Origin of the sequence: Paracoccus jeotgali (assembly GCF_002865605.1) — a bacterium.
Taxonomy (GTDB): Bacteria; Pseudomonadota; Alphaproteobacteria; order Rhodobacterales; family Rhodobacteraceae; genus Paracoccus; species Paracoccus jeotgali.
This window is the reverse complement of sequence record NZ_CP025583.1, coordinates 736,870-760,829: the sequence shown is the minus strand read 5'-3', so window position 1 is coordinate 760,829 and position 23,960 is coordinate 736,870. Positions and strand designations below refer to the sequence as shown.

The window sequence follows — 23,960 nt, the reverse complement described above, 5'->3', positions numbered from 1 at the left end:
GCATGTCACAGGTAAAGTGCTTATGGCCAAACGCCCGGTTTTTCAGGACGTCACCGTTGACACGCCGCGCCCGGCCCCGGTCGCGGGCGGGCTGATAGATGCCGCGCCGAAAGGCGCGCGGCGGGCGATCCGCGCCTGGCTGGTGCTGATCTTCATCCTTGTCGCCGCGATGATCGCGCTTGGCGGGGCGACAAGGCTGACCGGATCGGGGCTGTCCATCGTCGAATGGAAGCCGGTGACCGGCACCCTGCCCCCGCTGAACGCCGCCGAGTGGCAGGCCGAGTTCGACGCCTACAAGCAGATCCCGCAATACAGCCAGCTCAATTCCGACATGGATCTGGCCGGCTTCAAATGGATCTATTGGTGGGAGTGGTCGCACCGCCTGCTGGGCCGGTTGATCGGGCTGGTCTGGGCGGTGGGCTTCGTGGCCTTCTGGGCGACCAGGCGCATCCCGAACGGCTGGACGCCGCGCCTGCTGGGGCTGGGCGTGCTGGGCGGATTGCAGGGCGCCATCGGCTGGTGGATGGTCCATTCAGGCGTCGCCACCACCGCGCTGACCCATGTCGCCAGCTATCGGCTGGCCGTCCATCTGGGCCTCGCCTTCTCGATCCTCGGGCTGATCGCATGGTATGCGATGGACCTCTCGCGGTCCGAGGCGGAGCTGCTGCGGGCGAGGCGCGCGGGCGAGGGCAAGCTGTTTTCCATGTCCACCGGGCTGATGCACCTGTCCTTTCTCCAGATCCTGCTGGGCGCCCTGGTCGCCGGCATCGACGCCGGGCGCGAATATACCGGCTGGCCGCGGATGGGCGGCGAGTGGATCCCGGCCGCGCTGTGGGACAGCGCCCTTGGCTGGCGCAACCTGTTCGAGAACCCGGCCTTCGTGCAGTTCACCCACCGCATGGTCGCCTATCTGCTGGCGATCTTCGCCGTCGTCGTCTTCCTGCGCGCCCGCCGCTCGCCCCACAAGGTGACACGGGGCGCATTCGCTGTCATGCTGGTGGCGGTCGCGGCCCAGATCGGGCTGGGCATCCTGACCATCATCCACGCCGCGCCGCTTGGCCTGGCGCTTGGGCATCAGTTTGGCGCCGTTGTGCTGTTCGTGCTGATCCTGCGCGCCCGGCACCATGCGCGCTATCCTCACCAGACCTCGATCCGAAAGGCCGCGATATGAGCGATTTCGACGCACTGATGAACTTTCAGAGCACGACCGAGGCGCTGTCCTCGATTGCCGAACGGCTGGGCTGGGACCAGGAAACGGTGATGCCACGCGGCGCGACCGAGCAGCGGGCCGAGGAAATGGCCGCCATCGAGTCGGTCCTGCACGAGCGCCGCACCGATCCCCGCATCAGCGAGTGGCTGGACCGGGCCGAGCCCGAGGACGAGGAAGACAGCCGCATGCTGGAGTTGATCGGCCGCGATTATCGCCGCCAGACCCGCATCCCGGCGCGGCTGGCGACCGAGCTGGCGCGGATCACCTCGCTGGGTCAGGGCATCTGGGCCGAGGCCCGCGCGGATGAGGACGTCTCGGCCTTCCTGCCGACGCTGTCGGAAATCCTGATGCTCAAGCGCGAAGAGGCCGCGGCGCTGGCCGATGGCGGCGACGCCTATGACGCGCTGCTCGAGGATTACGAGCCGGGCAGCACTGCCGCCCAGATCGCCTCGATCTTTTCCGCCATGCGGCCGCGTCTGGTGCAACTGCGCGACGATGTCATGGGCGCCGATCACCAGCCCCCGCAGCTGGACGGGCAGTTTCCGCCGGAAACGCAGATGCGGCTGGCGCGGCAATGCGCCACCGCCTTCGGCTATGACTGGTCGCGCGGGCGGATGGATCTGGCCGTGCATCCCTTCAGCTCGGGCCGCTGGCAGGACAGCCGGGTGACGACGCGGGTGGTGCCCTCGGACCCGTTCAACTGCCTCTATTCGACCATCCACGAGGTCGGGCACAGCAATTACGAGCTGGGCATCGACAGCGACCACGCCTTTACCGTGCTGGGACGCGGCGTGTCGGTGGGCGTCCACGAATCGCAGTCGCGGATCGCCGAGAACCAGATCGGCCGCTCGCGTGCCTTCACCGAATGGCTGTTCCACCGCATGTCGGACGCCTTTGACGGGCTGAACATCGACGATCCCGACAGCTTCTATGCCAGCGTGAACCGCGTGGCGCCCGGCTATATCCGCACCGAATCCGACGAGGTGCAGTATAACCTGCACATCATGATGCGCTTCGATCTGGAACGCGACCTGATCACCGGCCGTCTGGCTGCCGAGGATCTGGAAGAGGCGTGGAATGCCCGCTTCCTGCGCGATTTCGGCATGGCGGTCGACCGGCCGTCGAACGGGGTGTTGCAGGATGTGCATTGGTCGGTGGGCATGTTCGGGTATTTCCCGACCTATGCGCTTGGCAATGTCTATGCGGGCTGCCTGAACCGCGCCATGCGCGCGGCGCTGCCCGATCTGGACGAGGCGCTGCGGCGCGGCGATGCGACGCCCGCCGTGGAATGGCTGCGCGAGAACATCCACCGCCACGGCAGCCTGATCCCGGCGCCCACGCTGATCGAAGAGGCCAGCAACGGCGTCGTCACGCCCGAGCCGCTGCTGAGCTATCTGGAAGAAAAGTTCAGCGATATCTATTCGTTGTAGGCGCTATCTCACCGGGGTCGGCAGGTCCGGCCCCGATCGCGCGCCCTCAATACGGGTCCAGCCGGCCCCATTGCCCCTGCGCGATGATCAACGGCTGGCCCGGCGTGGTGGCGACCCGCAGCACGCGGCCGATGACCAGCGAATGATCGCCCGCGTCATGCACCGTCTCTAGACTGCAATCGAACCGCGTCAGCGTGCCGGGGATCTGTGGCACGCCCTCGGGTGACAGATCATGCGCCAGCCCCTCGAACTGCGCCCCGCCGCGGGTGAAGCGGTCGGCGAGGTGTTTCTGATCCTCGGCCAGCACATGCACGCTGAACTGCGGCGCGCGGGCGAACAGGTGATGCCGGCGCGAGAACTTGCCCGGCGACCACAGGATCAGCGGCGGCGCCAGAGAAACCGAGGTAAAGCTGTTGACCGTCACCCCCTGCGGCCCCGCGGGGCTGGCGATGGTGACGATGGTGACGCCGGTCGCAAAGCTGCCAAGCGCGTCGCGAAAGGCGCGGGCGTTGCGGTGATCGGGGGTGAATTTGGTCATGGCGCCTCGGGTCAGGATCGGGGTCGGACGCGGGTCGGGCCGCGTCGGTCGGCGGTTGTCGGTCACAGGTCGCGGCCCTTTGATGCCGCGGCGGTCATGGCACCTCGTGGCCGACGGCGGCGGCATAAAGCGTGAACCAGTCCTGCCGGTCCAGCGAGACCTGCAGCGCATCGGTCAGCCGCGCGATCCGTTCCAGCCGGTTGGTGCCCATCACCGGCACGATGCCCGCCGGGTGGGCCAGCAGCCAGGCCACCGCGAGGGCCGCGATATCGCAGTCCTTCTCGGCCGCCATCTCGCGCAGCACGGCCAGCAGCGCCGGGCGCGCACCCGCGAACAGCGCGCCCCCCGCCAGCGGCGACCAGGCCATCGGCACCATGCCGGCGCGCTGCTGATAGGCCAGTTCGCCATTGGTCACCGGCTCTGGCGCGGCCAGCGAGATCTCGATCTGGTTCACGACCAGCGGCTGGACCATGTGGTCCTGCAGCAGGGCCATGTCGTGGGGCTGGAAATTCGACACGCCGACCGCGCGGGCCTTGCCGGTCCGCACCAGATCGTCCAGCACCGCACCGGTCTCGGCCGGGTCCATCAGCGGATCGGGCCGGTGGATCAGCAGCAGATCGACGCGGTCCGTCCGCAGCGCCTTCAGGCTCGCCTCGACCGAGGCGAGGATATGGGCGCGCGAGGTATCGTAATAGCGCAGCCGCGCCCCGGCCACGCGGCCGCCCGGCATCACCACGCCGGCTTTGGTCACGATTTCGAAACTGTCGCGCAGGCCGGGACGCTGCGCGAAAGCGGCGCCCAGCATCGCCTCGGCCCGGTAATCGCCGTAGATGTCGGCCTGATCGAGTGTCGTGATCCCCTGCCCCAGACAGGCGTCCAGCCGCCCCAGAACCGCGCCGGGGCCGGTATCCTCGGCCTCGGCCATGCGCGACATGCCATAGGCGATGCGGCTGAGCGAGACCCCGTCGGCGATCTGAAAGCGGTTCATCTGCATCGGCCTGCCTGCCACCCTGAGCAACCCCGGCGGGGAAATCCGTCGTCAGCGGCCTTCATAGAAGTTCCGCCGGCAAAGGTGAAGCGGCGGCGCCGCGCGTCAGTCGCCCATGCGCCGCAGATAGGTCCAGGTCGGCACCCGCGCATTGCGCGCCACCGACCAGCTTTCCGCGTCGCCCAGATAGGCAAAGCCGCAATTGGTCAGCACCCGGGCCGAGCCGGGATTGTCCTGAAACACCTCGGCGAACAGCGTGCGCGAGCCATGCGGGTTCACGCCGACCAGCCCGGCCACCGCCTCGCTGGCGAAGCCGGTGTTCCAGAAGCCAGCGCCGACCCAGAAGCCCAGTTCCGACTGCGAATCCTCGATCCGGGTCAGCGAGACGACGCCCAGCAGCTCGCCCAACTCGCGGGCCGAGCCGTCAATGGCCCAGACATCCTCGTCGCGGTCGTCGGACATGGCGCGGGCGACGAAGGCCTCGGCCGCGCCCGGCGGCAGCGGATGGGGAATGGCGCGGGTGCCTTCGGCAACGCGGCGGTCAGCGGTGTAATGGGCGATCAGCCCCGCATCCGAGGCGCGCAGCGGGCGCAGCAGCAGGCGTTCGGTCTGGATCACGGGCTGCGCCGCGTCCCTGTCGGACGCGGCCAGGGCGGTTGCACTCATCATCTCTCCTCCGACGGGGTGGGCGCGCGGCGCGGCGGCCCGAAATGCCGAAAGGGGACCGGTTTTCACCGATCCCCCTGTCTATCAGCCGGGTTCGGCTCGGCCTATTCGGCGGCCTCGGCGCTGGCCGGCATCACCGAGATGAAGGTTCGGCCCTTGAGGCCCTTCTTGAACACCACTTCGCCATCGGTCAGCGCGAACAGCGTGTGATCGCGGCCCATGCCGACATTCGTGCCCGGCCACCAGGTCGTGCCGCGCTGGCGGACGATGATGTTGCCGGCAATGGCGGCCTGACCGCCATACATCTTGACGCCGAGACGGCGACCGGCCGAGTCGCGGCCGTTGCGGGACGAACCGCCTGCTTTCTTGTGTGCCATGACTTAGTCCTTTCCGTTAGAGGCCAGTCTGCTGGCCTGAATTCCGTTCGCCGGGGTCGCGGGCCATGCCAGTCCGCCCCGGCCCAAGATCACTTTTCCGCGGCCAGTTGCGCGCGTGCGACCCGCATCCCGAGCGCCGGCTTCACGCCCGACTTCTCGGCACCCGATTCCAGCACATCGGTCACCCGCACCAGCGTCAGCTGCTGGCGGTGACCGCGCGTGCGCTGCGAGCTGTGCTTGCGGCGGCGCTTGACGAAGTTGATGACCTTGTCACCCTTGATCTGGTCGATGACCTCGGCCTGCACGCCGGCACCGTCCACCAAGGGCGCGCCGACGGTCCCGCCGACCATCAGGATCTCGTTGAACTGGACCTTGTCACCGGCTTCAGCAGCCAGCTTTTCCACGCGCAGCACGTCGCCCGCCTGAACGCGGTACTGCTTGCCGCCCGTCTTGAGAACTGCGAACATCTTCTTTCCTTCGTATCCCGCATCCCGCGGTCCTGCCGGTCAGGGCAGCGTTTCGGGACCTATCGGCCCCACCTTCGGACAGCGCACCCGCCAAGGGTGTTGGTTGAAAACAACGTGCCGGCACAAGGCATGGGCCCGGCCGGTCCGGCCCATATGGCGGATCGGCGCGGCCAAGTCAACGGCTTTGCGGGGTCCGGCAGCGGCTTTTCCCGGCCTTTCCGGCGGCGGGCCTCGGGCAAGGGCGCGGGCGCTGTCGGCGTGCGTCCGCCGGCTCTGGCTTGAAACCGGGCCGTCACCTGCTATCAGGGGCGCGATCAAGATTGCAAGGATGCCGAAGATGGATCTCGACGCGCGCCGCAAGGCCGACCCGCAGCACTGGAACCTTGCCACCTCGATCCGCGTCCTGGCGATGGATGCGGTGCAGGCGGCGAATTCGGGCCATCCCGGCATGCCCATGGGCATGGCCGATGTGGCGACCGTGCTGTTCCGCAACCACCTGAAATTCGACGCCTCGGCGCCCAACTGGTTCGACCGCGACCGCTTCATCCTGTCGGCGGGCCACGGCTCAATGCTGCTTTATGCGCTGATGTATCTGACCGGGTATGAACAGATGACCCTGGACCAGATCCGCAACTTCCGCCAGTGGGGCGCGATCACGGCGGGCCACCCGGAATACGGCCATGCCGACGGGATCGAGACGACGACCGGCCCGCTTGGTCAGGGGATCGCCAATTCGGTCGGCTTCGCCATTGCCGAGGAGGCCATGCGGGCCGAGTTCGGCGACGATCTGTGCGACCACCGCACCTGGGTCATTTCGGGCGATGGCTGCCTGATGGAGGGCATCAGCCAAGAGGCGATCAGCCTTGCCGGCGCGCAAAAGCTGGGCCGGCTGATCGTGCTGTGGGACAATAACGACATCACCATTGACGGCCGCGTCAGCATGTCCGACGCCACCAACCAGCACGAGCGGTTCCACGCCTCGGGCTGGCGGGTGTTGTCCTGCGACGGCCACGACGCCGCCGATATCGACCGCGCCCTGACCGAGGCCAAGAACAGCGACGGCCGCCCGACGCTGGTCGATTGCAAGACCATCATCGGCTTTGGCGCGCCGAAAAAGCAGGACACCGCCGCCGCCCACGGCTCGCCCCTTGGCGCCGAGGAAATCGCCGTCACCCGCAGCCTTTACGGCTGGGAACATGCCGAGTTCGTCATTCCCGACGACATCCTGTCGGAATGGCGTCAGATCGGCAGCCGCGGCAAGACCGACCGCGAGGCATGGCAGCAGCGCGTCGACGCCCTGCCCGAGGATGCGCGCGACGAATTCGCCCGCCGCGTCTCGGGCGAGGTCAGCGACAAGCTCTCTCCCGCCATCGCTGCGCTGAAGGAACAGGCGATCGAGGGCAACCCCAAGATCGCCACCCGCAAGGCGTCGGAAATGGTGCTCGAGGTGGTGAACCCGCATCTGCCCGAGATGTTCGGCGGGTCGGCCGATCTGACCGGCTCGAACAACACGCTGACGCCCAGCCTGGGCAAGTTCGGCCCCGACAACCGCAAGGGCCGCTATATCCATTACGGCATCCGCGAACACGGCATGGCGGCGGCGATGAACGGGATCTTCCTGCATGGCGGCTTCCGGCCCTATGGCGGCACCTTCCTGACCTTCACCGACTACGCCCGCGGCGCGATGCGGCTGTCGGCGCTGATGGGGATCGGCACCATCTATGTCATGACCCATGACAGCATCGGCCTGGGCGAGGACGGCCCCACCCACCAGCCGGTCGAGCATCTGGCGATCTGCCGGGCGACGCCCAACACGCTGGTCATGCGCCCCTGCGATCTGGTCGAGACCGCCGAGGCCTGGGAAATTGCCATCGACACCGATGATGCGCCCACCGTGCTGGCGCTGTCGCGTCAGAACCTGCCCCTGCTGCGCACCGAAAGCGGCGAGAACCTGACCGCCAAGGGCGCCTATATCCTGCGCGAGGCATCCGACACACCGCGCGTCGTGCTGCTGGCCTCGGGCTCCGAGGTCGAGGTCGCCGTCAAGGCCCGCGAGGCGCTCGAGGCCGAGGGCATCGCCACCCGCGTCGTCTCGGTCCCCTGCATGGAGCTGTTCCGCGACCAGCCCGAGGCTTACCGCCGCGAGGTGCTGCCCGAAGGCACCGTCCGCATCGGCATCGAGGCCGCGATCCGGCAGGGCTGGGACTGGCTGCTGATGGGCGAAGGCGGCAGCGACCGGACGTCCGATTTCGTCGGCATGACCGGCTTTGGCGCCTCGGCCCCGGCCGAACGTCTGTTCAAGGAGTTCGGCATCACCGCCGAGGCCGTCGCGGACCGGGCCAAGGCGCTGCTGTGACCCTCGCCGACCCCAGTCGGCGCCACAAGACGGGGCCGTGGCGGTGTAACGCCGCCGCGGTCCTTTTCTGATGCGCCCCCTGCCGCCGACATTCGCGATGTTCCGGCGCAGCCGCGACGGCATGCGGCGGCGGCAGGGTGGCGACCAGTCGCGCGGCATCGTGATCCTGCTGCTGGCGGTGTTCTGTTTCTCGATGATGGACGCGACGGCGAAATATCTGGGCGAGTTCTATCATCCCGGACAGGTCGTCTGGGCGCGCTTCATGGGCAATCTGGCGGTGCTGGTGATCTTTTACCGCAGCCGCTTTTTCCCCAGCCTGCGCTCGCGCCAGCCGATGCTGCAATTCTGGCGGGCGCTGACGCAGCTTGCCTCGGTCTCGCTGTTCTTCACCGCGATCCAGTTCATCGGCCTGGCCGAGACGACCGCGATCATGGACCTGAACCCGGTGCTGATCACGCTGGGGGGCGCCCTGTTTCTGGGAGAAAAGATCGGCTGGCGGCGGATTATGGGGATCCTCGCCGCGATGATCGGGGCGCTGATCATCATCCGGCCCGGTGCGGGGGTCTTTCACCCCGCCGCGATCCTGCCGCTGATCGGGGCGGTCACCTATGCCTCGGGCGCGCTGCTGACGCGGGTGGTGCGGTCGGATTCGCTGGCGACCTCGCTGATCTGGTCGGTGATGGTCGGCTCGGTCGCGAGCACGGTCGCGGTGCCGTTCTTCTGGCAGGCGATCCAGTTCGAGCATCTCTGGGCGTTCCTGATCATCGGCGTCTTCGGCGCGGTGTCGCAGGCGCTGCTGATCCACGCGTTTTCGCTGGCCGAGGCCGGGGCCATCGCGCCCTTCGGCTATACCGGGCTGATCTGGGCGGCGCTGTGGGGGTTCCTGTTCTGGGGCGTGCTGCCCGATATCTGGACCGTCATCGGCGCCTCGATCATCGTCTGCGCGGGGATGTATATCTGGTGGCGCGAGACGCGCTTGGCACGACAAGAGGCCGCCCATGCCGACGCCCGAGGCTGACGACCGCCCCCGCCTGACCGACCGGCTGGCCAATGGCGCCTTTCTGGCGGTGATGGGTCTGGCGCGGCTGCTGCCCTATCGACGGCGCATCCCGCTGGTCGGCTGGGTCTTTGCCCATATCCTTGGCCCCGTCGCCGGCTGGACGCGCCGCGCGCGCCGCAATCTGGCGCAGGCGATGCCGGAACTGGACGCGGCCGAACGCGCCCGCATCGCGCGCGGCGTGCTGGACAATGCCGGCCGCTCGCTGGCCGAGATCTATGCCGGCGACGCCTTCACCGACCGCATCCGCAGCAGCGATCCGCTGACCGGCCCCGGCCTTGCCGCGCTGGAAGAGGCGGCCCGGTCGGACCGGCCGGTGATCCTCGCCTGCGCGCATTTCGGCAATTACGACGCCATGCGCGCGGCGCTGGCCGGACGCGGCTGGCCGGTGGGGGCGCTGTTTCGGCCGATGAACAACGCGGCCTTCAACAGCCACTACATCCCCGCCATGCGCGCCATTGCCGAGCCGATCTTTCCGCGCGGCCGCGCCGGAATCGCGGCGATGCTGAAATTCCTGCGCGGCGGCGGGATGCTGGCGCTCGGCTTCGACCAGTTCGCGCGCGAGGGCGAGGTGCTGCGCTTCTTCGACCTGCCCTCGCGCACCGTGCTGACGCCCGCCGAACTGGCGCTGCGGCACGAGGCGCTGCTGGTCCCGATCTCGGGCCGGCGGCTGCCCAACGGGCTGGATTTCACCGTCCATGTCGGCGAGCCGATCCCGCACTCGACGCCGCCAGAGATGATGCAGGCGCTGAACGACGACCTCGAAGCGATGATCCGCGCCACGCCCGAACAATGGTTCTGGGTCCACCGCCGCTGGAAGCAATACGACTGACGCGGGCGCGGCGACCATACCCTGATGCGAGGGGCGCCGAGGATCAAAGCACCGCGCGACAGCCGTTCATTCACCAGGCCGCGCCGGAATGGCTGACTCCAAGCCGCCGCGACACCACCCCTCATCCAACTCGCCGCCCGAACCCTCACCCATCGCTATCCGGCAGCTTCGACTTGGATTTCGGCGGCGGCATGTCGTCATCGTCGCGCTGGCTGCCATTGCCCTCGCCCTTGCGGACCGCCTCGGCCTCGCTGCGGGCCAATTCGCGCTGGCGGCTGATTTCCTCGGTCTCCTTGCGGATACGCTCGGCGATGTCGGGCGGGATCAGCGACACGATCCGCATATTCGGCTTGTCCGGCATCTCGTCCTTGCGGCCGATGAGTCGGAACTGCCCGTCGCGCAGCGTGGCCAGCGGGATCGCCCCTTCGCGGGCCTCTTTCCAATCGTCCAGCGAATATTCCTCGGTCAGCCGCGTGGTGCGGAAGACCCAGCCCTCGGCCAGCAGCTCCAGATATTGCGCCAGCGTCCGACCGTCATTCAGCACCTGCCCGCCAAGCTGGCTGGGCAGCGAGTGGCGGGCACGATCCTCTTTCACCCGCGCCAGTTGCCAGATCGAATCGCGCCCGAATTGCGGGGCGAAGTCGGTCGCGACCAGCGTGTTGTAGGCGTCGTTGTCGGACGCGGCGAGGATGGTGGAATAGGAAATGAACTCGACCCCGCTATCGGCCGCCTCGGACAGAAGATCGCCGTAATAGGTGGGCACCCCGGCCTCGCGCGGGGCGCGAAGCTGGCCGCGATTGGGGTCGGTGATCAGGACCCGCACCTCCATCTTTTCCAGCGCATTGGCCAGACCCGAGGTAAAGGCCGAGCCGCCGACCAGCAGCACCCCCGGCACCTCTCCCGAGGACAGCCCCATCTTCTGCGCCAGCGGCTTCAGCGCGAAACCGTGCAGCACCACGGTCGCCATGACCAGCACAAACGCCAGCGGCTGCAGCACCGCGCCGTCGGGCACGCCTTCCGTGACCAGCCGCTCGGCGAACAGGCCCGAGATCGCCAGCAGCACCACCCCGCGCGGCCCGGTCATGGCGACCAGCATCCGCTCTTTCATCGGGATCGCGGTGCCGGCCAGCGACAGCAGCACCGTCGCGGGACGCACCAGCACCACCACGGCCAGGATCAGCAGCGCGAACCGCGCATCCAGCAGTTCCAGTTCGGCCAGCTTGACGTTGGACCCCAGCAGGATGAACACGCCCGACAGCAGCAGCGTCGTCGCCTGCTCCTTGAAGCGGGAAATCTCGGTATAGGCGGGCAGATCGGCGTTGCCGATCAGCAGCCCCATGACGGTGACCGCCAGCAGGCCGGATTCGTGCAGCACCGCGTCCGACAGCGCGAACGCACCCAGCACCAGCACGAACAGCATCGGCACCTTCATGTATTCCGGCACCAGCGATTCGCGGAACGCCCGGATCACCGCAAAGGCCGCCGCGATCCCGACCAGCGAGGCGAAGGCGATGCCCGAGACCACCGTCCAGATCGCCTCGAACGCGCCCAGCTGTTGCTGGCGGACCATGACGATCAGCAGCGCCACCACGGCAACAAGGGCGCCAATGGCGTCGTTGACGATGGCCTCCCACTGCAGAAGCTGGGCCGGGCGGCTCTGGATCTTGGCGGTGCGCAGCAGGGGCGCGATCACCGTCGGGCCGGTGACGATCATCGCGCCGCCGAAGACGATCGAGGACTGCCAGCTCAGCCCGCCGATGAAGGCCAGCGCCAGCGAGGACAGCACCCAGCCGATGGGCGCGCCGATCATCACCAGCCGACGCACGCCGGGCGCGGCGTCCGACAGCCGCTTGAAATTCAGCGTCAGCCCGCCCTCGAACAGGATCACGGCGACGGCCAGCGAAATCATCGGGCTAAGCAGCGGGCCGATGTCGCGCGACGGCACGAAGATGCCGCTGAACGGCCCCAGTGCCAGCCCGGCCAGCAGCATCAGCACGATGCCCGGCAGCCGAAACCGCCAGGCCAGCCATTGCGCGCCCACACCGACCACGCCGACCAGGGCGAAGGCCTCGACCGGGGTCAGCCCCGCTTCAGGGGAAATTGCCATCACCGCTCCTTTGATGTGCCGCAGGTCAACCGTGGCCGACCCATAGCGTTCCAAAAGCCTCTGCGCACGAGTTGTTTTTCGTGATAAGATTGACGCGACAGCGCGATTGGGCTAGGGCAAAGCGCGTTCGCATCCGGCGGACCATCGAGGGGCGTGGAACGGCGTCCCATTTTCAGATCTGCGCGAATGCGCGCAGCAGATGGGCGTACATGACCAAATTCTCCGACCTCAAGCTTGACCCCAAGGTTCTCAAGGCGATTGCCGATGCGGGCTATGACCAGCCCACGCCGATCCAGGCGGGCGCGATCCCCCCGGCCTTGGAAGGCCGCGACGTGCTGGGCATCGCCCAGACCGGCACCGGCAAGACGGCCAGCTTTACGCTGCCGATGATCACGCGGCTGTCGCGTGGCCGTGCCCGGGCGCGGATGCCGCGTTCGCTGGTGCTGTGCCCGACGCGGGAACTGGCCGCGCAGGTGGCCGAGAACTTCGACACCTATGCCAAATACACCAGGCTGACCAAGGCGCTGCTGATCGGCGGCGTGTCCTTTGGCGAGCAGGACAGGCTGATCGACCGCGGCGTCGACGTGCTGATCGCCACGCCGGGCCGTCTGCTGGACCATTTCGAACGCGGCAAGCTGCTGCTGACCGGGGTCGAGGTGATGGTCGTGGACGAGGCCGACCGGATGCTCGACATGGGCTTCATCCCGGATATCGAGCGGATCTTCCAGCTGACTCCCTTCCACCGCCAGACGCTGTTCTTCAGCGCCACCATGGCGCCCGAGATCGAGCGGATCACCAACACCTTCCTGCACTCGCCGGAACGGATCGAGGTCGCGCGTCAGGCCACCGCAAGTGAGACCATCACCCAGAGGCTGGTCGAGATCACGCCCACCCGCAAGGATCAGACCGCCAAGCAGAAACGCGAATTGCTGCGCGCGATGATCGTGTCCGAAGGTGAGGCGCTGAAGAACGCGATCATCTTCTGCAACCGCAAGACCGAGGTCGATATCGTCGCCAAGTCGCTGAAAGCGCATGGTTTCGATGCCGCCCCGATCCATGGCGATCTGGAACAGTCGCAGCGCACCCGCACGCTCGAGGCGTTCCGCGACGGCTCGCTGCGCTTTCTGGTCGCCTCGGATGTGGCGGCGCGCGGGTTGGACATCCCGGCGGTCAGCCATGTGTTCAACTTTGACCTGCCCAGCCATGCCGAAGATTACGTCCACCGCATCGGCCGCACCGGCCGCGCCGGCCGTCAGGGCACCGCCCTGTCCATCGGCACGCCGTCCGACGACAAATATCTGGCCGCGATCGAGAACCTGCTGAAAAACAGCCTGCCCCGCGCCGAGGCGCCCGAGGGCTTCTCGCTGTCCGACGACGCCAGATCTGCGCCGCGCGCGCGCAACGACCAGTCGCGCGGCAAAAGCCGCAGCGGCAGCCGCTCGCGCCGTGGCGACAGCCGGGGCGAGGGCCACGACCAGCCGGCCGAGAAACCCGCCGCGCAGGCCGAGGCCAAGCCCGCCGACCGCCGCAGCGAACCGCTGCCGGAAAAGGCGCGGGCCGAGGCCAGGGCCGATGCACCGGCCGAGACCGGTCAGGACCAGCGTCAGGACCGCCGCCGCGATGACCGCCGTGACGACAGGCGCGATGACCGGCGTGATGACCGCCGCGAGGATCGTCGGGACGACCGCCGCGACGACCGCAGCCGCGACGACCGGCACCGCAACGACCGCCGCTCGCATGGCGGGTCGGTGACCGGGATGGGCGACCATGTGCCGCCCTTCATGATGCAGAGCTTTGCCGAGGCGCTCGCGGCGACCGACGCCGCCATCCAGCGCGCCGAGGCCGAAGAGGCCAGCGGCGGCAAGTCCCGCAGCCGCGATGCAGAGAGCGAGCAGCCGAAGGCGGACGCCGCGCAGGTGGCGGACAAGCCGGCGCAGGATGCGGATGTGAAGGCCACCGACGAGGCGAAAGAGCCCGCCCGCGCCTCGCGTTCCTCGCGCTCGCGCGGATCGCGCTCGGCCAAGCCCGCGACGCAGGAACCGGCAGAGGGCAGCGAGGCAGCGGACCGGTCCGCCGAGTCCACGCCTGACCAGACCGACGCCGCGCCCTTGGCCCCGGATGAGGCGGCGGACGCCAAGACCGCGACCAAGAAACGCACCCGCAAACCCGCCGCCAGCAAGGCCAAGGCCGAAGCGGCGGGCGAGGGTGAGGTGAAGGCCGAGGGTGCCACCGAAGCCGAGACCGAGGCCAAGCCGAAACCTCGCCGCAGTTCCAGCCGGACCAAAGCTGCCGACAAGGCCGAACCGGCCGCAGACAAGGCCGGCGAGAGCGGCGAGAAGGCAACCCAGGCCGACACGCCGGCAGAGGACGCGGCCGCCAAGCCCGCGCCCAAGCCGCGCAGCACCCGCAGCCGCAAGCCCAAGGCCCCGCTTCTGAGCGATGCCGACAGCGGCGCGCCCGATACCGGACCCGCCCCTGCCGACAAGGGTGACGGCGCGGCGCCGGTCGGCGGTGCCGCCGATGCGGGCGCGGTCGAGCCGTCTGGCGACTGACCGGGCAAGGATGCGCGTGACGAGGCCGCAGCGCGACGACGCGCCTCGCGCCCCGTCGCCGCGATCCGGTCCGGGCGGCCTGCTGCGCCGGCCGCTGAAGGCCTGGCGCCTCGTCGGCTTCCTGCTTCTTGGCGCGGTCATCGCGCTTGGCCAGCAGCCCTGGGGGCTGTGGCTTCTCAGCCTGCTGGCGCTGGCGCTGGCGCTGCATGGCAGCGCCGCCGCGCTCTCGGCCCGCGCCACCGGTTTGCGCGCCGGGCTGGTCGGAACCGGCTTTTTCGCCCTCGCCATGAGCTGGATCACCGAGCCGTTTCTGGTCCAGCCAGAGATCCACGGCTGGATGGCGCCCTTTGCGCTGATCCTCATGGCCTTGGGCGGCGGCGCGTTCTGGGCCATCCCCGGCTGGCTGGCGGGGCGTCTGACACCGCCGGGGCCGCGCCGCGTGGGGGCGCTGGCTGCGCTGCTGCTGATCTTTGAATGGCTGCGCGGCTGGATCTTCACCGGCCTGCCCTGGGCGATGCTGGGCCATGGCTGGATCGACACGCCGCCGGCGCAAGCCGCCGCATGGGTAGGGGCCATCGGGCTGTCGGCGCTGATGCTGACGCTTGCGGCACTTCCCGCGATGATCTGGCGAAGCGATGCGGGGCGCGGCCGGACCGCCGCCGCCCTGCTGCTGCCGCTCGGGCTGCTGGGGCTGGTCTGGCTTGCCGGAACCGCGCGGCTTGCGACCCCGATCCAGCCGCGCGGCATCACGCTGCGGCTGGTCCAGCCGGACGCCGATCAGGCGCTGAAATGGGACCCGGACTGGGCGCAGATCTTCTGGGACCGGCTGCTGAGCGAAAGCGCTGCCCCGCCCGCCGGCCCTGCCCCCGACGCGGTGATCTGGCCGGAAACGGCGGTCAGCTTTCTGCTGAACAACGCCGATGAGGCGCTGGCCGTCGCCAGTCAGGCCGCCGGCGCGCCGGTCCTGATGGGCATCCAGCGGGCCGAGGATCGCCGCTATTTCAACGCGCTGATCGAGGTCGCGCCGGGCGGCGAGGTCGTGCAGACCTATGACAAGTTCCACCTCGTGCCCTTTGGCGAGTATATCCCGCTGGGCGACCGGCTGGCGCGGCTGGGGATCGGCGCCTTCGCCGCGCAGCAGGGCTTTGGCTATACCCCCGGCCCCGGTCCGCAGGTACTGCACCCGCAGGGCCTGCCGCCGATGCAGCCGCTGATCTGTTACGAGGCCATCTTTCCCCAGCATATCCGCGCCACCGAAGGCGCCGAGTGGCTGCTGCAGGTCACCAATGACGCCTGGTTCGGCACCTTCTCCGGCCCTTATCAGCATCTCGCGCAGGCGCGGCTGCGGGCCATCGAATCGGGGCTGCCGCTGATGCGGGCCGCCAATACCGGCGTCACCGCCGCGATCGATCCGCTGGGGCGGGTGACGGACTGGCTGCCCTTGGGCGCGGTCGGCCATATCGACGCCGCCCTGCCCGCGCCCCTGCCCCGGACGCTGTGGCTGCGACTGGGGCCGTGGCCGGTGCTGCTGACGGCTCTGCTGGTGCTGCTGGCCTGCGCCCTCTGGCCCGGACGCGCCAGAGCCCGGGCATGAAAAAACCGCGCCATGGCGCGGTTTGTTCGGATCGGTCAGTCGAAGGGGGCGATCTTACTTGATCTTGCCTTCCTTGTATTCGACATGCTTGCGAACGACCGGATCGTATTTGTTGACCGAGAATTTTTCGGTCATCGTGCGGGCGTTCTTCTTGGTGACGTAGAAATGCCCGGTCCCGGCCGTCGAGTTCAGACGGATCTTGATCGTCGTCGGCTTCGCCATTTTTCCTGCTCCTGCTGCGGCGGCGCCCTGGGGCCACCGCGCAAATCCTTTGAAATCCTGAAGCCCGCCTTTTAGCGGCAATCGCCCCGGTGTCAACCGCGAATCCCGCAGATGGGGGCGAAAACAGCGCCGAAATGCCTGCCTTGGCTGGTCGGAAACACGCGGACGGCCTGTAAGCCGGATTCTGTCCCGGGAAACACCGCCGCGAGGCCGCATCCCCCATGGATGACCATTCATCTGCACGCCGCATCGCTGCGGGTGTCAAGCTGCCAACCCGGATCTGCTGGGGCAAGGTGGCCCTGTCTTGCGACGCGCGATCCCTATTCGGCATTGCTCCCGGTGGGGCTTGCCATGCGGGGTCTGTTGCCAGCCCCCCGGTGGGCTCTTACCCCACCGTTTCACCCTTGCCGGCCCGAAGGCAGGCGGTCTGTTCTCTGTGGCGCTTTCCCTGGGGTTTCCCCCGCCGGGCGTTACCCGGCACCGTTACCTTATGGAGTCCGGACTTTCCTCGAAGGTGTGACCCCCCGCGGTCATCCGGCCATCCGCGTGGGGCGGATATGGCGGCCGGACCCGCCGGGGTCAAGGGGCGGCGGATGACCCGGCGGCGTGATCCGCCAGCCGAAAACGCAGCCCGGCTCGGACAGACGGCCATTCGGCCAGCGTGATCGAATAGACGCAACTGTCGCGCATCGTCCCGTTCGGCATCCGCATATGCTGACGCAGGATGCCGTCGTGCCGCGCGCCCAGCCGCTCGATCGCCTGCCGCGAGCGGTGGTTCATGGCGTGGGTGCGGAACTCGACCGCCATGCAGCCCTCGACGTCAAAGGCATGGGTCAGAAGCAGCAGCTTGGCTTCGGTGTTCAGCGCGCTGCGCTGCGCCGAGGCGGCATACCAGGTCGAGCCGATCTCGACCCGCGGCGTCGCCCGGTCGATGTGCATGAAGCTGGTCATGCCGCGGACCCGGCCCGTTCGCGTCTCGATCACGGTCAGGGGCATCATGCTGCCCGCCTGTTGCAGCGCCAGCCGGCGCGTGATTTCGGCCGCCATCCCCTCGGGGGTGGGAATCGACGTATACCACAGCCGCCAAAGCTGCCCGTCGCTGACCGCCGCCTGCAGCCCCGCCAGATCGCCGTGATCTAGCGGGCGCAGCGTGACGTGGTCCCCGGTCAGCGTCAGGGGCGAGAAGCCGCTCACGCGCGCTCGCGGAAGCGGTTGACCATCGGATAGCGGCGGCCTTCGCCCAGGGCGCGCGGGCTGATAAGGGGGCCGGGGGCTGCCTGATGCCGCTTCCATTCGCTTTGCAGCAGCAGGGTCTCGACCCGCTGCACGGTGGCGGCGTCGAAGCCGCGGGCGATCAGGTCGCGCTGGGAGAGGTTTTCCTCGATCAGGCCATGCAGGATCGGGTCAAGGATATCATAGGGCGGCAGCGAATCGCTGTCCTTCTGGTCGGGGCGCAGCTCGGCGCTTGGCGGCTTGGCGATGATGCGGGGCGGGATGACGACGCCCGCACGGCCCCGCATCCAGTCGCGGTGGGTCTCGTTCCGCCAGCGGCAGGTGTCGAAGACCCGCGTCTTGTAGAGGTCGCGGATCGGGTTATAGCCGCCCGCCATGTCGCCATAGATGGTGGCGTAACCGACCGCGGCCTCGGATTTGTTGCCGGTGGACAGCAGCATCTCGCCATGCTTGTTCGACAGCGCCATCAGCATGACGCCGCGCAGGCGGGACTGGATGTTTTCCTCGGTCACGTCGGGCTGGGTGCCGGCCATCAGATGCGTCAGCCCCGCGCCGACCGCCTCGCGCGCGCCGTCGATGCGGACCTCGGCCAGCCGCGCGCCGATCAGCCGCGTGCATTCGGTCGCGTCGTCGGTGCTCGCCTGCGAGGTGTATTCCGAGGGCAGCATCACACAGCGCACATTGTCCGGCCCCACCGCATCGGCGGCAATGGCGGCCACGATGGCCGAATCGATGCCGCCGGACATGCCCAGCAGCACCTTCCGGAAGCCGGATTTCGCCAGATAGTCGCGCAGGCCCAGCATCATGGCGTGGTAATCCTGTTCGATCTCGCCCGGCTGCTGGGCCATGGTGCCAGCCTCGGCCCGCCAGCCATCCGCGGCGCGGTGCAGGTCGATCTGAGTCACACTCTCGGCAAAGGGCGCAAGCTGGGCGGCTTTCCCGGCGCCGCCCTCGGCACCGGGGTTCAGCACAAAGCTCGCCCCGTCAAAGACCAGCTCATCCTGCCCGCCGACGGCGTTCAGATACAGAAGCGGCAGCCGGTTTTCGACCACGCGGGCGACCATCGGGTTCATCCGCCGGTCCAGCACGCCGCGGTGATAGGGGCTGGCATCGGGCACGATCAGGATCTCGGCCCCGCTTTCGGCCAGCGTCTCGGCGACCGAGGGCGCGAACCCGTCCGGGCCGATGGCGACGCCGAGGCGGACCCCGTTGACCGCGAAGGGGCCGGAGACCGGGCCGGGATCATAGGTGTCGCAATCGGCTTCCTCGTGGCGGGTGACATGGGCGATGATCCGGCCGCCCTGACAGATCAGGCAGGCGTCATACAGCCGCCCGCCGTCGCGCCACGGGCTGCCGATGGCCAGCGCCGGGCCGTCGGCGGTCTGGCGGGCCAGATCCTCGATCTGCGCCAGTGCGGCCTCGGCCAGACCGGGGCGGCGGGCCAGATCCAGCAGCGGGTGGCCGGTGATGAACAGGCGCGGCAGCACCACCAGATCGGCCCCGGCCTCGCGCGCTTGCGTCCAGGCGTCCATGGCCTTGGCGGCGTTGCCGTCCAGATCCCCAAGCGTCGGATTCAGCTGTGCCAGCGTGATGCGGATGCGGTCGGTCATGTCTGCCCCTTTGGTCTTTGGCGCCAGCCTAGCGCAGGCCGCGACCGGGGGGAACGGCAGGCTTTGCGCTGCGGTTCCAACTCGGCTAAAGGGAAGACCAAAGAACGGAGGCACGGATGAAGGCAGCTTTCGCAGCCGCCCTGCTGGCGCTGGCAGTGCCGGCAATGGCGCAGGACAGCAGCGCGGTCTCGGGCGAGGTGCTGACGCGCCGCGACGATGCCGGCGGCGTCTATGAAGGCACCTTTCGCGGCGGGCTTCAGCATGGGCGCGGCACCTATACCCTGCCCTCGGGCTATGTCTACACCGGCGACTGGGTCGAGGGCGAGATCAGGGGCCAGGGCGAGGCGCGCTTTCCCGACGGCTCGGTCTATGTCGGCGGGTTCGAAAAGGGCAAGCCGTCCGGCAAGGGCAAGATCACCTATGCCGATGGCGGCACCTATGAGGGCGACTGGAAGGACGGCGTCATCACCGGCGAGGGCGTCGCGGTCTATGCCAATGGCGCCGAATATCAGGGCGGCTTCCGCAACTATCTGCACCACGGCAAGGGCGTGATGACCCAGCCCGGCGGCTATCGCTATGAAGGCGACTGGGTCGACGGGGTCAAGCAGGGTCAGGCGCGGGTCACCTATCCCGACGGCGCGGTCTATGAGGGGCAGATGCTGGACGGGCAGCGCGCCGGGCGCGGCAAGCTGACCATGCCCGACGGTCTGGTCTATGACGGCACCTGGCTCGCCGGGCAGATGTCCGGGCGCGGCGATCTGACGCAGCAATCAGGGGATCTCTATTCCGGCGAGATCCGGGCCGGCAAGCGGCAGGGCGAGGGCCGGGCCACCTATGCCAATGGCGATGTCTATGAGGGCCAGTTCAGCGACGACCGCCGCCACGGCAAGGGCACCTTCACCGGCACCGACGGCTATGTCTATGTCGGCGACTGGGTGGCCGGCGCGATGCAGGGTCAGGGCCGGATCACCTATCCCGACGGCGCGGTCTATGAAGGCGCGATGCAGGCCGACCAGCCCCACGGGCAGGGCCGCATCGCCTATCCCGACGGTGCCATCTATGAAGGCGAGTGGCAGCAGGGCGTGATCCACGGCCAGGGCCGCGCCGTCTATGCCAACGGCATGGAATACGAGGGCAATTTCCGCGACGCCCGCATCGACGGTCAGGGAAGGATGAGCTATCCCGACGGCACCGTCTATACCGGCGAATGGAAGCAGGGCCAGCGCGAGGGGCGCGGCCAGGCCACTTATCCCGACGGCACCGTCTATACGGGCGAGTTCCGCGCCGGGCTGCGCCACGGTCAGGGCCGGCTGACCACCGCCGACGGATTCGCCTATGAGGGCGGCTGGAAGGACGGCCAGATCGACGGCGAGGGCGTGGCCAGCTATGCCTCGGGCGATACCTATACCGGCAATTTCGTGGCCGGAAAGCGCCAGGGTCAGGGGGTCATGCGCTATGTGACCGGCCAGATCGCCTCGGGCGAATGGGACCAGAACCGGCTGAGCCGCGCCGGTCCCGTGGGCACCGAAGGACCGGCACCGGCCGAGGCGGACGGCGCGGCGGGCGGGTCCCAGGGTGCCGAGGTCGGAACCGATGCCGCAGCGTCGCCGGACGATGCTGGCGCGGATGAGGGCGCGACAGACGCGGCCTCTGGCGAAGAGGCGGGGCCGGACAGCGCCGCGGATAATGCCACCCCGCCAGATACCGCCTCCGAAGACGCCGCCACCCAAGACGCCGCACGGGCCGCCGCCGAAGACGCCGCCGCCCGCGACGCGGCCGCGCAGGTGCCTGACATGCCGTCCGACAGCGTCACCCTGCCCGTTTCCCCCGGCGCTGACGCCCAAACTGAAAGCTCGCCATGATCGTGTTTCTCTTTGCCCTGTTCGGTCTGGCGCTTGGCTGGTATCGCGCCGGGCGCGTCGGCGGCGACACCAAGGATCGGGCGCAATGGGCCTTGGCGCACATGTTCGCTTTCGTGCTGCTGGGTCTGCTGGTCGCGCTGATCCTCGCACGGATGAGCTGATGTTCCGCCCCTTCCTCGACAGCCTGCGCCAGCACGGGGTGCCGGTCAGCCTGCGCGAATATCTCGACCTGCTGGGCGGGTTGCAGGCGGGGGTGGCGGGGTATGATCCGGACGGTTTCTATCACTTTGCCCGCGCCTGTCTGGTCAAGGATGAACGCCATATCGACCGCTTCGACCGCGCCTTTGCGCAAAGCTTCGCGGGCGCCGAGCAGATCCCGGTCGAGGCGCTGCTGGACCGCGCTGATCTGCCCGCCGAATGGCTGGAAAAGCTGGCCGAAAAGCTGCTGACCGAGGAAGACAAGGCCGCCCTGCAAGGCAGCGACAGCTTTGAATCGCTGATGCAGAAGCTGCGCGAGCGTCTGGCCGAGCAGAGCGGTCGCCATCAGGGCGGCAACAAGTGGATCGGCACCGCCGGCACCTCGCCCTTTGGCGCGCATGGCTACAACCCCGAAGGCGTCCGCATCGGCCAGGACACCTCGCGCCACCGCCGCGCGGTCAAGGTCTGGGACCGGCGCGAGTTCCGCGACTTCGACGATTCGGTTGAACTCGGCACCCGCAACATCAAGGTGGCGCTGAAGCGGTTGCGGCAATGGGCGCGTCACGGTGCCGCAGAGGAGCTGGACCTGCCCGCCACCATCCGCGCCACCGCCGATCACGGCTATATCGACGTCCAGACCCGCCCGCAGCGCCGCAACGCGGTCAAGGTGCTGCTGTTTCTGGATGTCGGCGGCAGCATGGACGATCACATCCGCATCGTCGACGAGCTGTTCAGCGCCGCCCGCGCCGAGTTCCGGCAGATGGAACATTTCTTCTTTCACAACTGCCTTTACGAATCCGTCTGGCGCGATTCGCGGCGACGCACGACCCAGACGATCCCGACCTGGGACATCCTGCACCGCTTCGGCCGCGACTATAAATGCATCTTCGTCGGCGACGCCTCGATGTCGCCTTACGAGATCATCGCCCCCGGCGGCGCCAATGAGCACTGGAACCCCGAGGCGGGCGCGGTCTGGCTGCAGCGCGTGACCGAGACCTGGCCCGATCACGTCTGGCTGAACCCGGTGCCGCAGCGGTTCTGGGGGCACACGCCGTCGATCGGGATGATCGGCGAGATCTTTGAAAACCGGATGCTGCCGCTGACGCTGGACGGGCTGACCCGCGCGATGAAGCTGCTTGGCTGACCAGGCCACTGGCGGCGGGGCATGGCAATGCCCATATTCAGAACCATGCTGAAGTTCCTGCCCATCATCCTGATCCTCTGCTACGGCTTCGCCATGTGGTTCTTCTCTGCATGGCGGACCAAGGCCGAGCTGCGGCAGAACTCGACCCCGCTCGACCACCCGGCGCTGAAACCGCTGCTGGCGCGGCTGGGGCGGGCGATGGACCTGCCCTCGATCCGGGCGCAGGTCTATGAAATCCCCATCGTGAACGGCCTCGCCGCGCCGGATGGGCGCATCTATATCACCCGCGGCTTTCTGAACCGGATGGAGGCGGGCGAGGTCACGCCCGAGGAAATCGCCAGCGTCGTCGCGCATGAATTGGGCCATGTCGCCCACGGCCACAGCCAGCGGCGGATGATCGATTTCGCCGGGCAGAACGTGATCCGCTCGATCCTGCTGATGACGCTGGGGCGGTTCCTGCCCTTTGTCGGGCCGTGGCTGGTCGGGCTGCTGGTCAGCGCCCTCAGCGCCCGGCTGTCGCAGAAGGACGAGTTCGAGGCCGACCGCTTCGCCACCGCGCTGCTGGTCAAGGCGGGCATCGGGCCTGACGCGCAGCTTTCGCTGTTTCGCAAGCTGGACCGCATGTCCGGCGGTCGCCGCGCCGCCGCCCCCGCATGGCTGCTGTCGCACCCGCCCACGCCCGCGCGCATCGCCGCGATCGAGGCCAACCGCGCCCGCTGGCAGGGCTAGTTGATCACCCCGCCATCGGCATCGTCGCCGCTTTCGGCCAGCAACAGGTCGTAATCGGGCAGCAGCACCTCTCGCGAGCCGGTCAGCACGATCACCCCGTCGCGTTTCAGCGCCGACATCTGGCGGCTGACCGTTTCCAGCGTCAGCCCCAGATAATCCGCCATTGCATCGCGGGTCAGCGGCAGGGTCAGCCGGATCTCGCCCTGCGGCTCGGTCCGGTGCTGGGACGCCTCGCGCCGAGCAAGGATGGTCAGGAAGGAGGCGATCTTTTCCCGCGCCGATTTGCGGCCCAGAAGCAGCAGCCATTCGCGCGCGGCATCCAACTCGTCCAGCGTCATCTCCAGCAGGCGGGCGGGCAGGCGCGGATTGCTGGTCATCATCTGCTGGAACGGCTTGCGGCGAAAGCAGCACAGCCGAATATCGCTGACGGCGGTGACGGTATAGCTGGCCCGGTCGCGGCCCGGACGGCCCAGAAAATCGCTGGGTAGCAGCAACCCGACCATCTGGGTGCGCCCGTCCTCCATCGTCTGGGTCAGGCTGGCCACCCCTTCGATGACCGAGGCCACGAAATCCATCCGCTCGCCGGCCCAGACGATCACCTGTCCGGCCTGATAGCTGCGGTCGTATTTGACGTCTTCCAGCACAGTGAAATCGTCCGCGTCACAATTGGCGCAGACGGCACGGGTGCGGATGGGGCAATCGCTGCAGCGCTCGGTCCCGGCGTCGGAAAACGGCTGCGGCGTCACCCCTGAATTGGTGGCCTTGACTTGCATCAATGTGACTTCCTG

19 protein-coding genes, 1 other RNA gene and 2 pseudogenes are annotated in these 23,960 nt (G+C 68.4%); 11 read left to right on the top strand and 11 right to left on the bottom strand.

The window, feature by feature from the left end; translation table 11 throughout:
* Positions 1-22: 22 nt before the first annotated feature.
* A complete protein-coding gene (gene ctaA / locus CYR75_RS03830) occupies positions 23-1,171 on the top strand; it encodes a heme A synthase (RefSeq protein WP_101498915.1) in 1,149 nt (382 codons plus the stop codon).
* On the top strand, positions 1,168-2,640 hold the full coding sequence (locus tag CYR75_RS03825; RefSeq protein ID WP_101498914.1) for a carboxypeptidase M32: 1,473 nt from the start codon (positions 1,168-1,170) through the stop codon (positions 2,638-2,640). The genes ctaA and CYR75_RS03825 overlap by 4 nt, the downstream gene beginning before the upstream one ends.
* 46 nt (positions 2,641-2,686) lie before the next feature.
* On the opposite strand, the gene CYR75_RS03820 is transcribed toward CYR75_RS03825, so the two are convergent.
* The 5 genes and pseudogenes from CYR75_RS03820 to rplU form a co-directional block, all read right to left on the bottom strand.
* Complete coding sequence (locus CYR75_RS03820) at positions 2,687-3,178, bottom strand: flavin reductase family protein (RefSeq protein ID WP_101500857.1); 492 nt, start codon at positions 3,176-3,178, stop codon at positions 2,687-2,689.
* 94 nt (positions 3,179-3,272) lie between these two features.
* Positions 3,273-4,166 (bottom strand): aldo/keto reductase, encoded by an 894-nt coding sequence (locus CYR75_RS03815; protein ID WP_101500856.1) that lies wholly within the window; start codon positions 4,164-4,166, stop codon positions 3,273-3,275.
* A gap of 105 nt (positions 4,167-4,271) precedes the next feature.
* Entirely contained in the window at positions 4,272-4,832 is a 561-nt protein-coding gene (locus CYR75_RS03810; protein WP_101498913.1) for a GNAT family N-acetyltransferase, read from the bottom strand.
* A 104-nt stretch (positions 4,833-4,936) separates the two neighbouring features.
* Entirely contained in the window at positions 4,937-5,209 is a 273-nt protein-coding gene (gene rpmA, locus CYR75_RS03805; RefSeq protein WP_101498912.1) for a 50S ribosomal protein L27, read from the bottom strand.
* Between the two features lie 98 nt (positions 5,210-5,307).
* A pseudogene (gene rplU, locus CYR75_RS03800) lies at positions 5,308-5,676 on the bottom strand (50S ribosomal protein L21); the annotation flags it as partial.
* Positions 5,677-6,013: 337 nt separating this feature from the next.
* On the opposite strand from rplU, the gene tkt reads away from it, so the two are divergent.
* The 3 genes from tkt to CYR75_RS03785 all read left to right on the top strand — a co-directional run bounded on the left by tkt (position 6,014) and on the right by CYR75_RS03785 (position 9,921).
* The gene (tkt, locus tag CYR75_RS03795) at positions 6,014-8,032 is read left to right on the top strand and encodes a transketolase (protein WP_101500855.1); all 2,019 of its coding nucleotides are present in this window, start codon (positions 6,014-6,016) and stop codon (positions 8,030-8,032) included.
* A 97-nt stretch (positions 8,033-8,129) separates the two neighbouring features.
* Positions 8,130-9,050 (top strand): DMT family transporter, encoded by a 921-nt coding sequence (locus CYR75_RS03790; protein WP_101500854.1) that lies wholly within the window; start codon positions 8,130-8,132, stop codon positions 9,048-9,050.
* Positions 9,031-9,921 carry a lysophospholipid acyltransferase family protein gene (locus tag CYR75_RS03785; RefSeq protein WP_101498910.1) on the top strand — a complete coding sequence of 297 codons (891 nt, stop codon included), beginning with the start codon at positions 9,031-9,033 and terminating at the stop codon, positions 9,919-9,921. The genes CYR75_RS03790 and CYR75_RS03785 overlap by 20 nt, the downstream gene beginning before the upstream one ends.
* 145 nt (positions 9,922-10,066) lie before the next feature.
* Here CYR75_RS03785 and CYR75_RS03780 read toward each other — a convergent pair whose 3' ends face one another.
* Positions 10,067-12,028: a cation:proton antiporter gene (locus tag CYR75_RS03780; RefSeq protein WP_225972825.1), complete on the bottom strand. Its 1,962-nt coding sequence runs from the start codon at positions 12,026-12,028 to the stop codon at positions 10,067-10,069.
* Positions 12,029-12,237: 209 nt separating this feature from the next.
* Between CYR75_RS03780 and CYR75_RS03775 the strand changes: the two are divergent.
* Positions 12,238-13,893, top strand: a pseudogene (locus CYR75_RS03775) (DEAD/DEAH box helicase); the annotation flags it as partial.
* 703 nt (positions 13,894-14,596) lie between these two features.
* The gene (gene lnt / locus CYR75_RS03770) at positions 14,597-16,174 is read left to right on the top strand and encodes an apolipoprotein N-acyltransferase (RefSeq protein WP_225972824.1); all 1,578 of its coding nucleotides are present in this window, start codon (positions 14,597-14,599) and stop codon (positions 16,172-16,174) included.
* A gap of 54 nt (positions 16,175-16,228) precedes the next feature.
* Here lnt and rpmG read toward each other — a convergent pair whose 3' ends face one another.
* The 4 genes from rpmG to CYR75_RS03750 all read right to left on the bottom strand — a co-directional run bounded on the left by rpmG (position 16,229) and on the right by CYR75_RS03750 (position 19,239).
* On the bottom strand, positions 16,229-16,396 hold the full coding sequence (gene rpmG, locus CYR75_RS03765) for a 50S ribosomal protein L33 (RefSeq protein WP_101498908.1): 168 nt from the start codon (positions 16,394-16,396) through the stop codon (positions 16,229-16,231).
* Positions 16,397-16,553: 157 nt separating this feature from the next.
* Positions 16,554-16,942, bottom strand: an RNA gene (gene rnpB / locus CYR75_RS03760) — RNase P RNA component class A.
* A gap of 33 nt (positions 16,943-16,975) precedes the next feature.
* On the bottom strand, positions 16,976-17,590 hold the full coding sequence (locus CYR75_RS03755) for a GNAT family N-acetyltransferase (RefSeq protein ID WP_225972823.1): 615 nt from the start codon (positions 17,588-17,590) through the stop codon (positions 16,976-16,978).
* On the bottom strand, positions 17,587-19,239 hold the full coding sequence (locus CYR75_RS03750; protein ID WP_101498906.1) for an NAD+ synthase: 1,653 nt from the start codon (positions 19,237-19,239) through the stop codon (positions 17,587-17,589). The genes CYR75_RS03755 and CYR75_RS03750 overlap by 4 nt, the downstream gene beginning before the upstream one ends.
* 116 nt (positions 19,240-19,355) lie before the next feature.
* On the opposite strand from CYR75_RS03750, the gene CYR75_RS03745 reads away from it, so the two are divergent.
* The 4 genes from CYR75_RS03745 to CYR75_RS03735 are packed head-to-tail and all read left to right on the top strand — an operon-like array spanning position 19,356 to position 23,172.
* Positions 19,356-21,101, top strand: coding sequence for a 2-isopropylmalate synthase (locus CYR75_RS03745; protein ID WP_101498905.1), 1,746 nt, complete (start codon positions 19,356-19,358; stop codon positions 21,099-21,101).
* Complete coding sequence (locus CYR75_RS16200; protein ID WP_192876678.1) at positions 21,098-21,262, top strand: hypothetical protein; 165 nt, start codon at positions 21,098-21,100, stop codon at positions 21,260-21,262. The genes CYR75_RS03745 and CYR75_RS16200 overlap by 4 nt, the downstream gene beginning before the upstream one ends.
* Complete coding sequence (locus CYR75_RS03740; protein WP_101498904.1) at positions 21,262-22,443, top strand: vWA domain-containing protein; 1,182 nt, start codon at positions 21,262-21,264, stop codon at positions 22,441-22,443. The genes CYR75_RS16200 and CYR75_RS03740 overlap by 1 nt, the downstream gene beginning before the upstream one ends.
* Positions 22,444-22,488: 45 nt before the next feature.
* Positions 22,489-23,172 carry a M48 family metallopeptidase gene (locus CYR75_RS03735; RefSeq protein WP_101498903.1) on the top strand — a complete coding sequence of 228 codons (684 nt, stop codon included), beginning with the start codon at positions 22,489-22,491 and terminating at the stop codon, positions 23,170-23,172.
* On the opposite strand, the gene fnrL is transcribed toward CYR75_RS03735, so the two are convergent.
* A complete protein-coding gene (fnrL, locus tag CYR75_RS03730; protein WP_101498902.1) occupies positions 23,169-23,945 on the bottom strand; it encodes a transcriptional regulator FnrL in 777 nt (258 codons plus the stop codon). The two genes, CYR75_RS03735 and fnrL, sit on opposite strands and share 4 nt — an antisense overlap.
* Positions 23,946-23,960 lie beyond the last annotated feature (15 nt).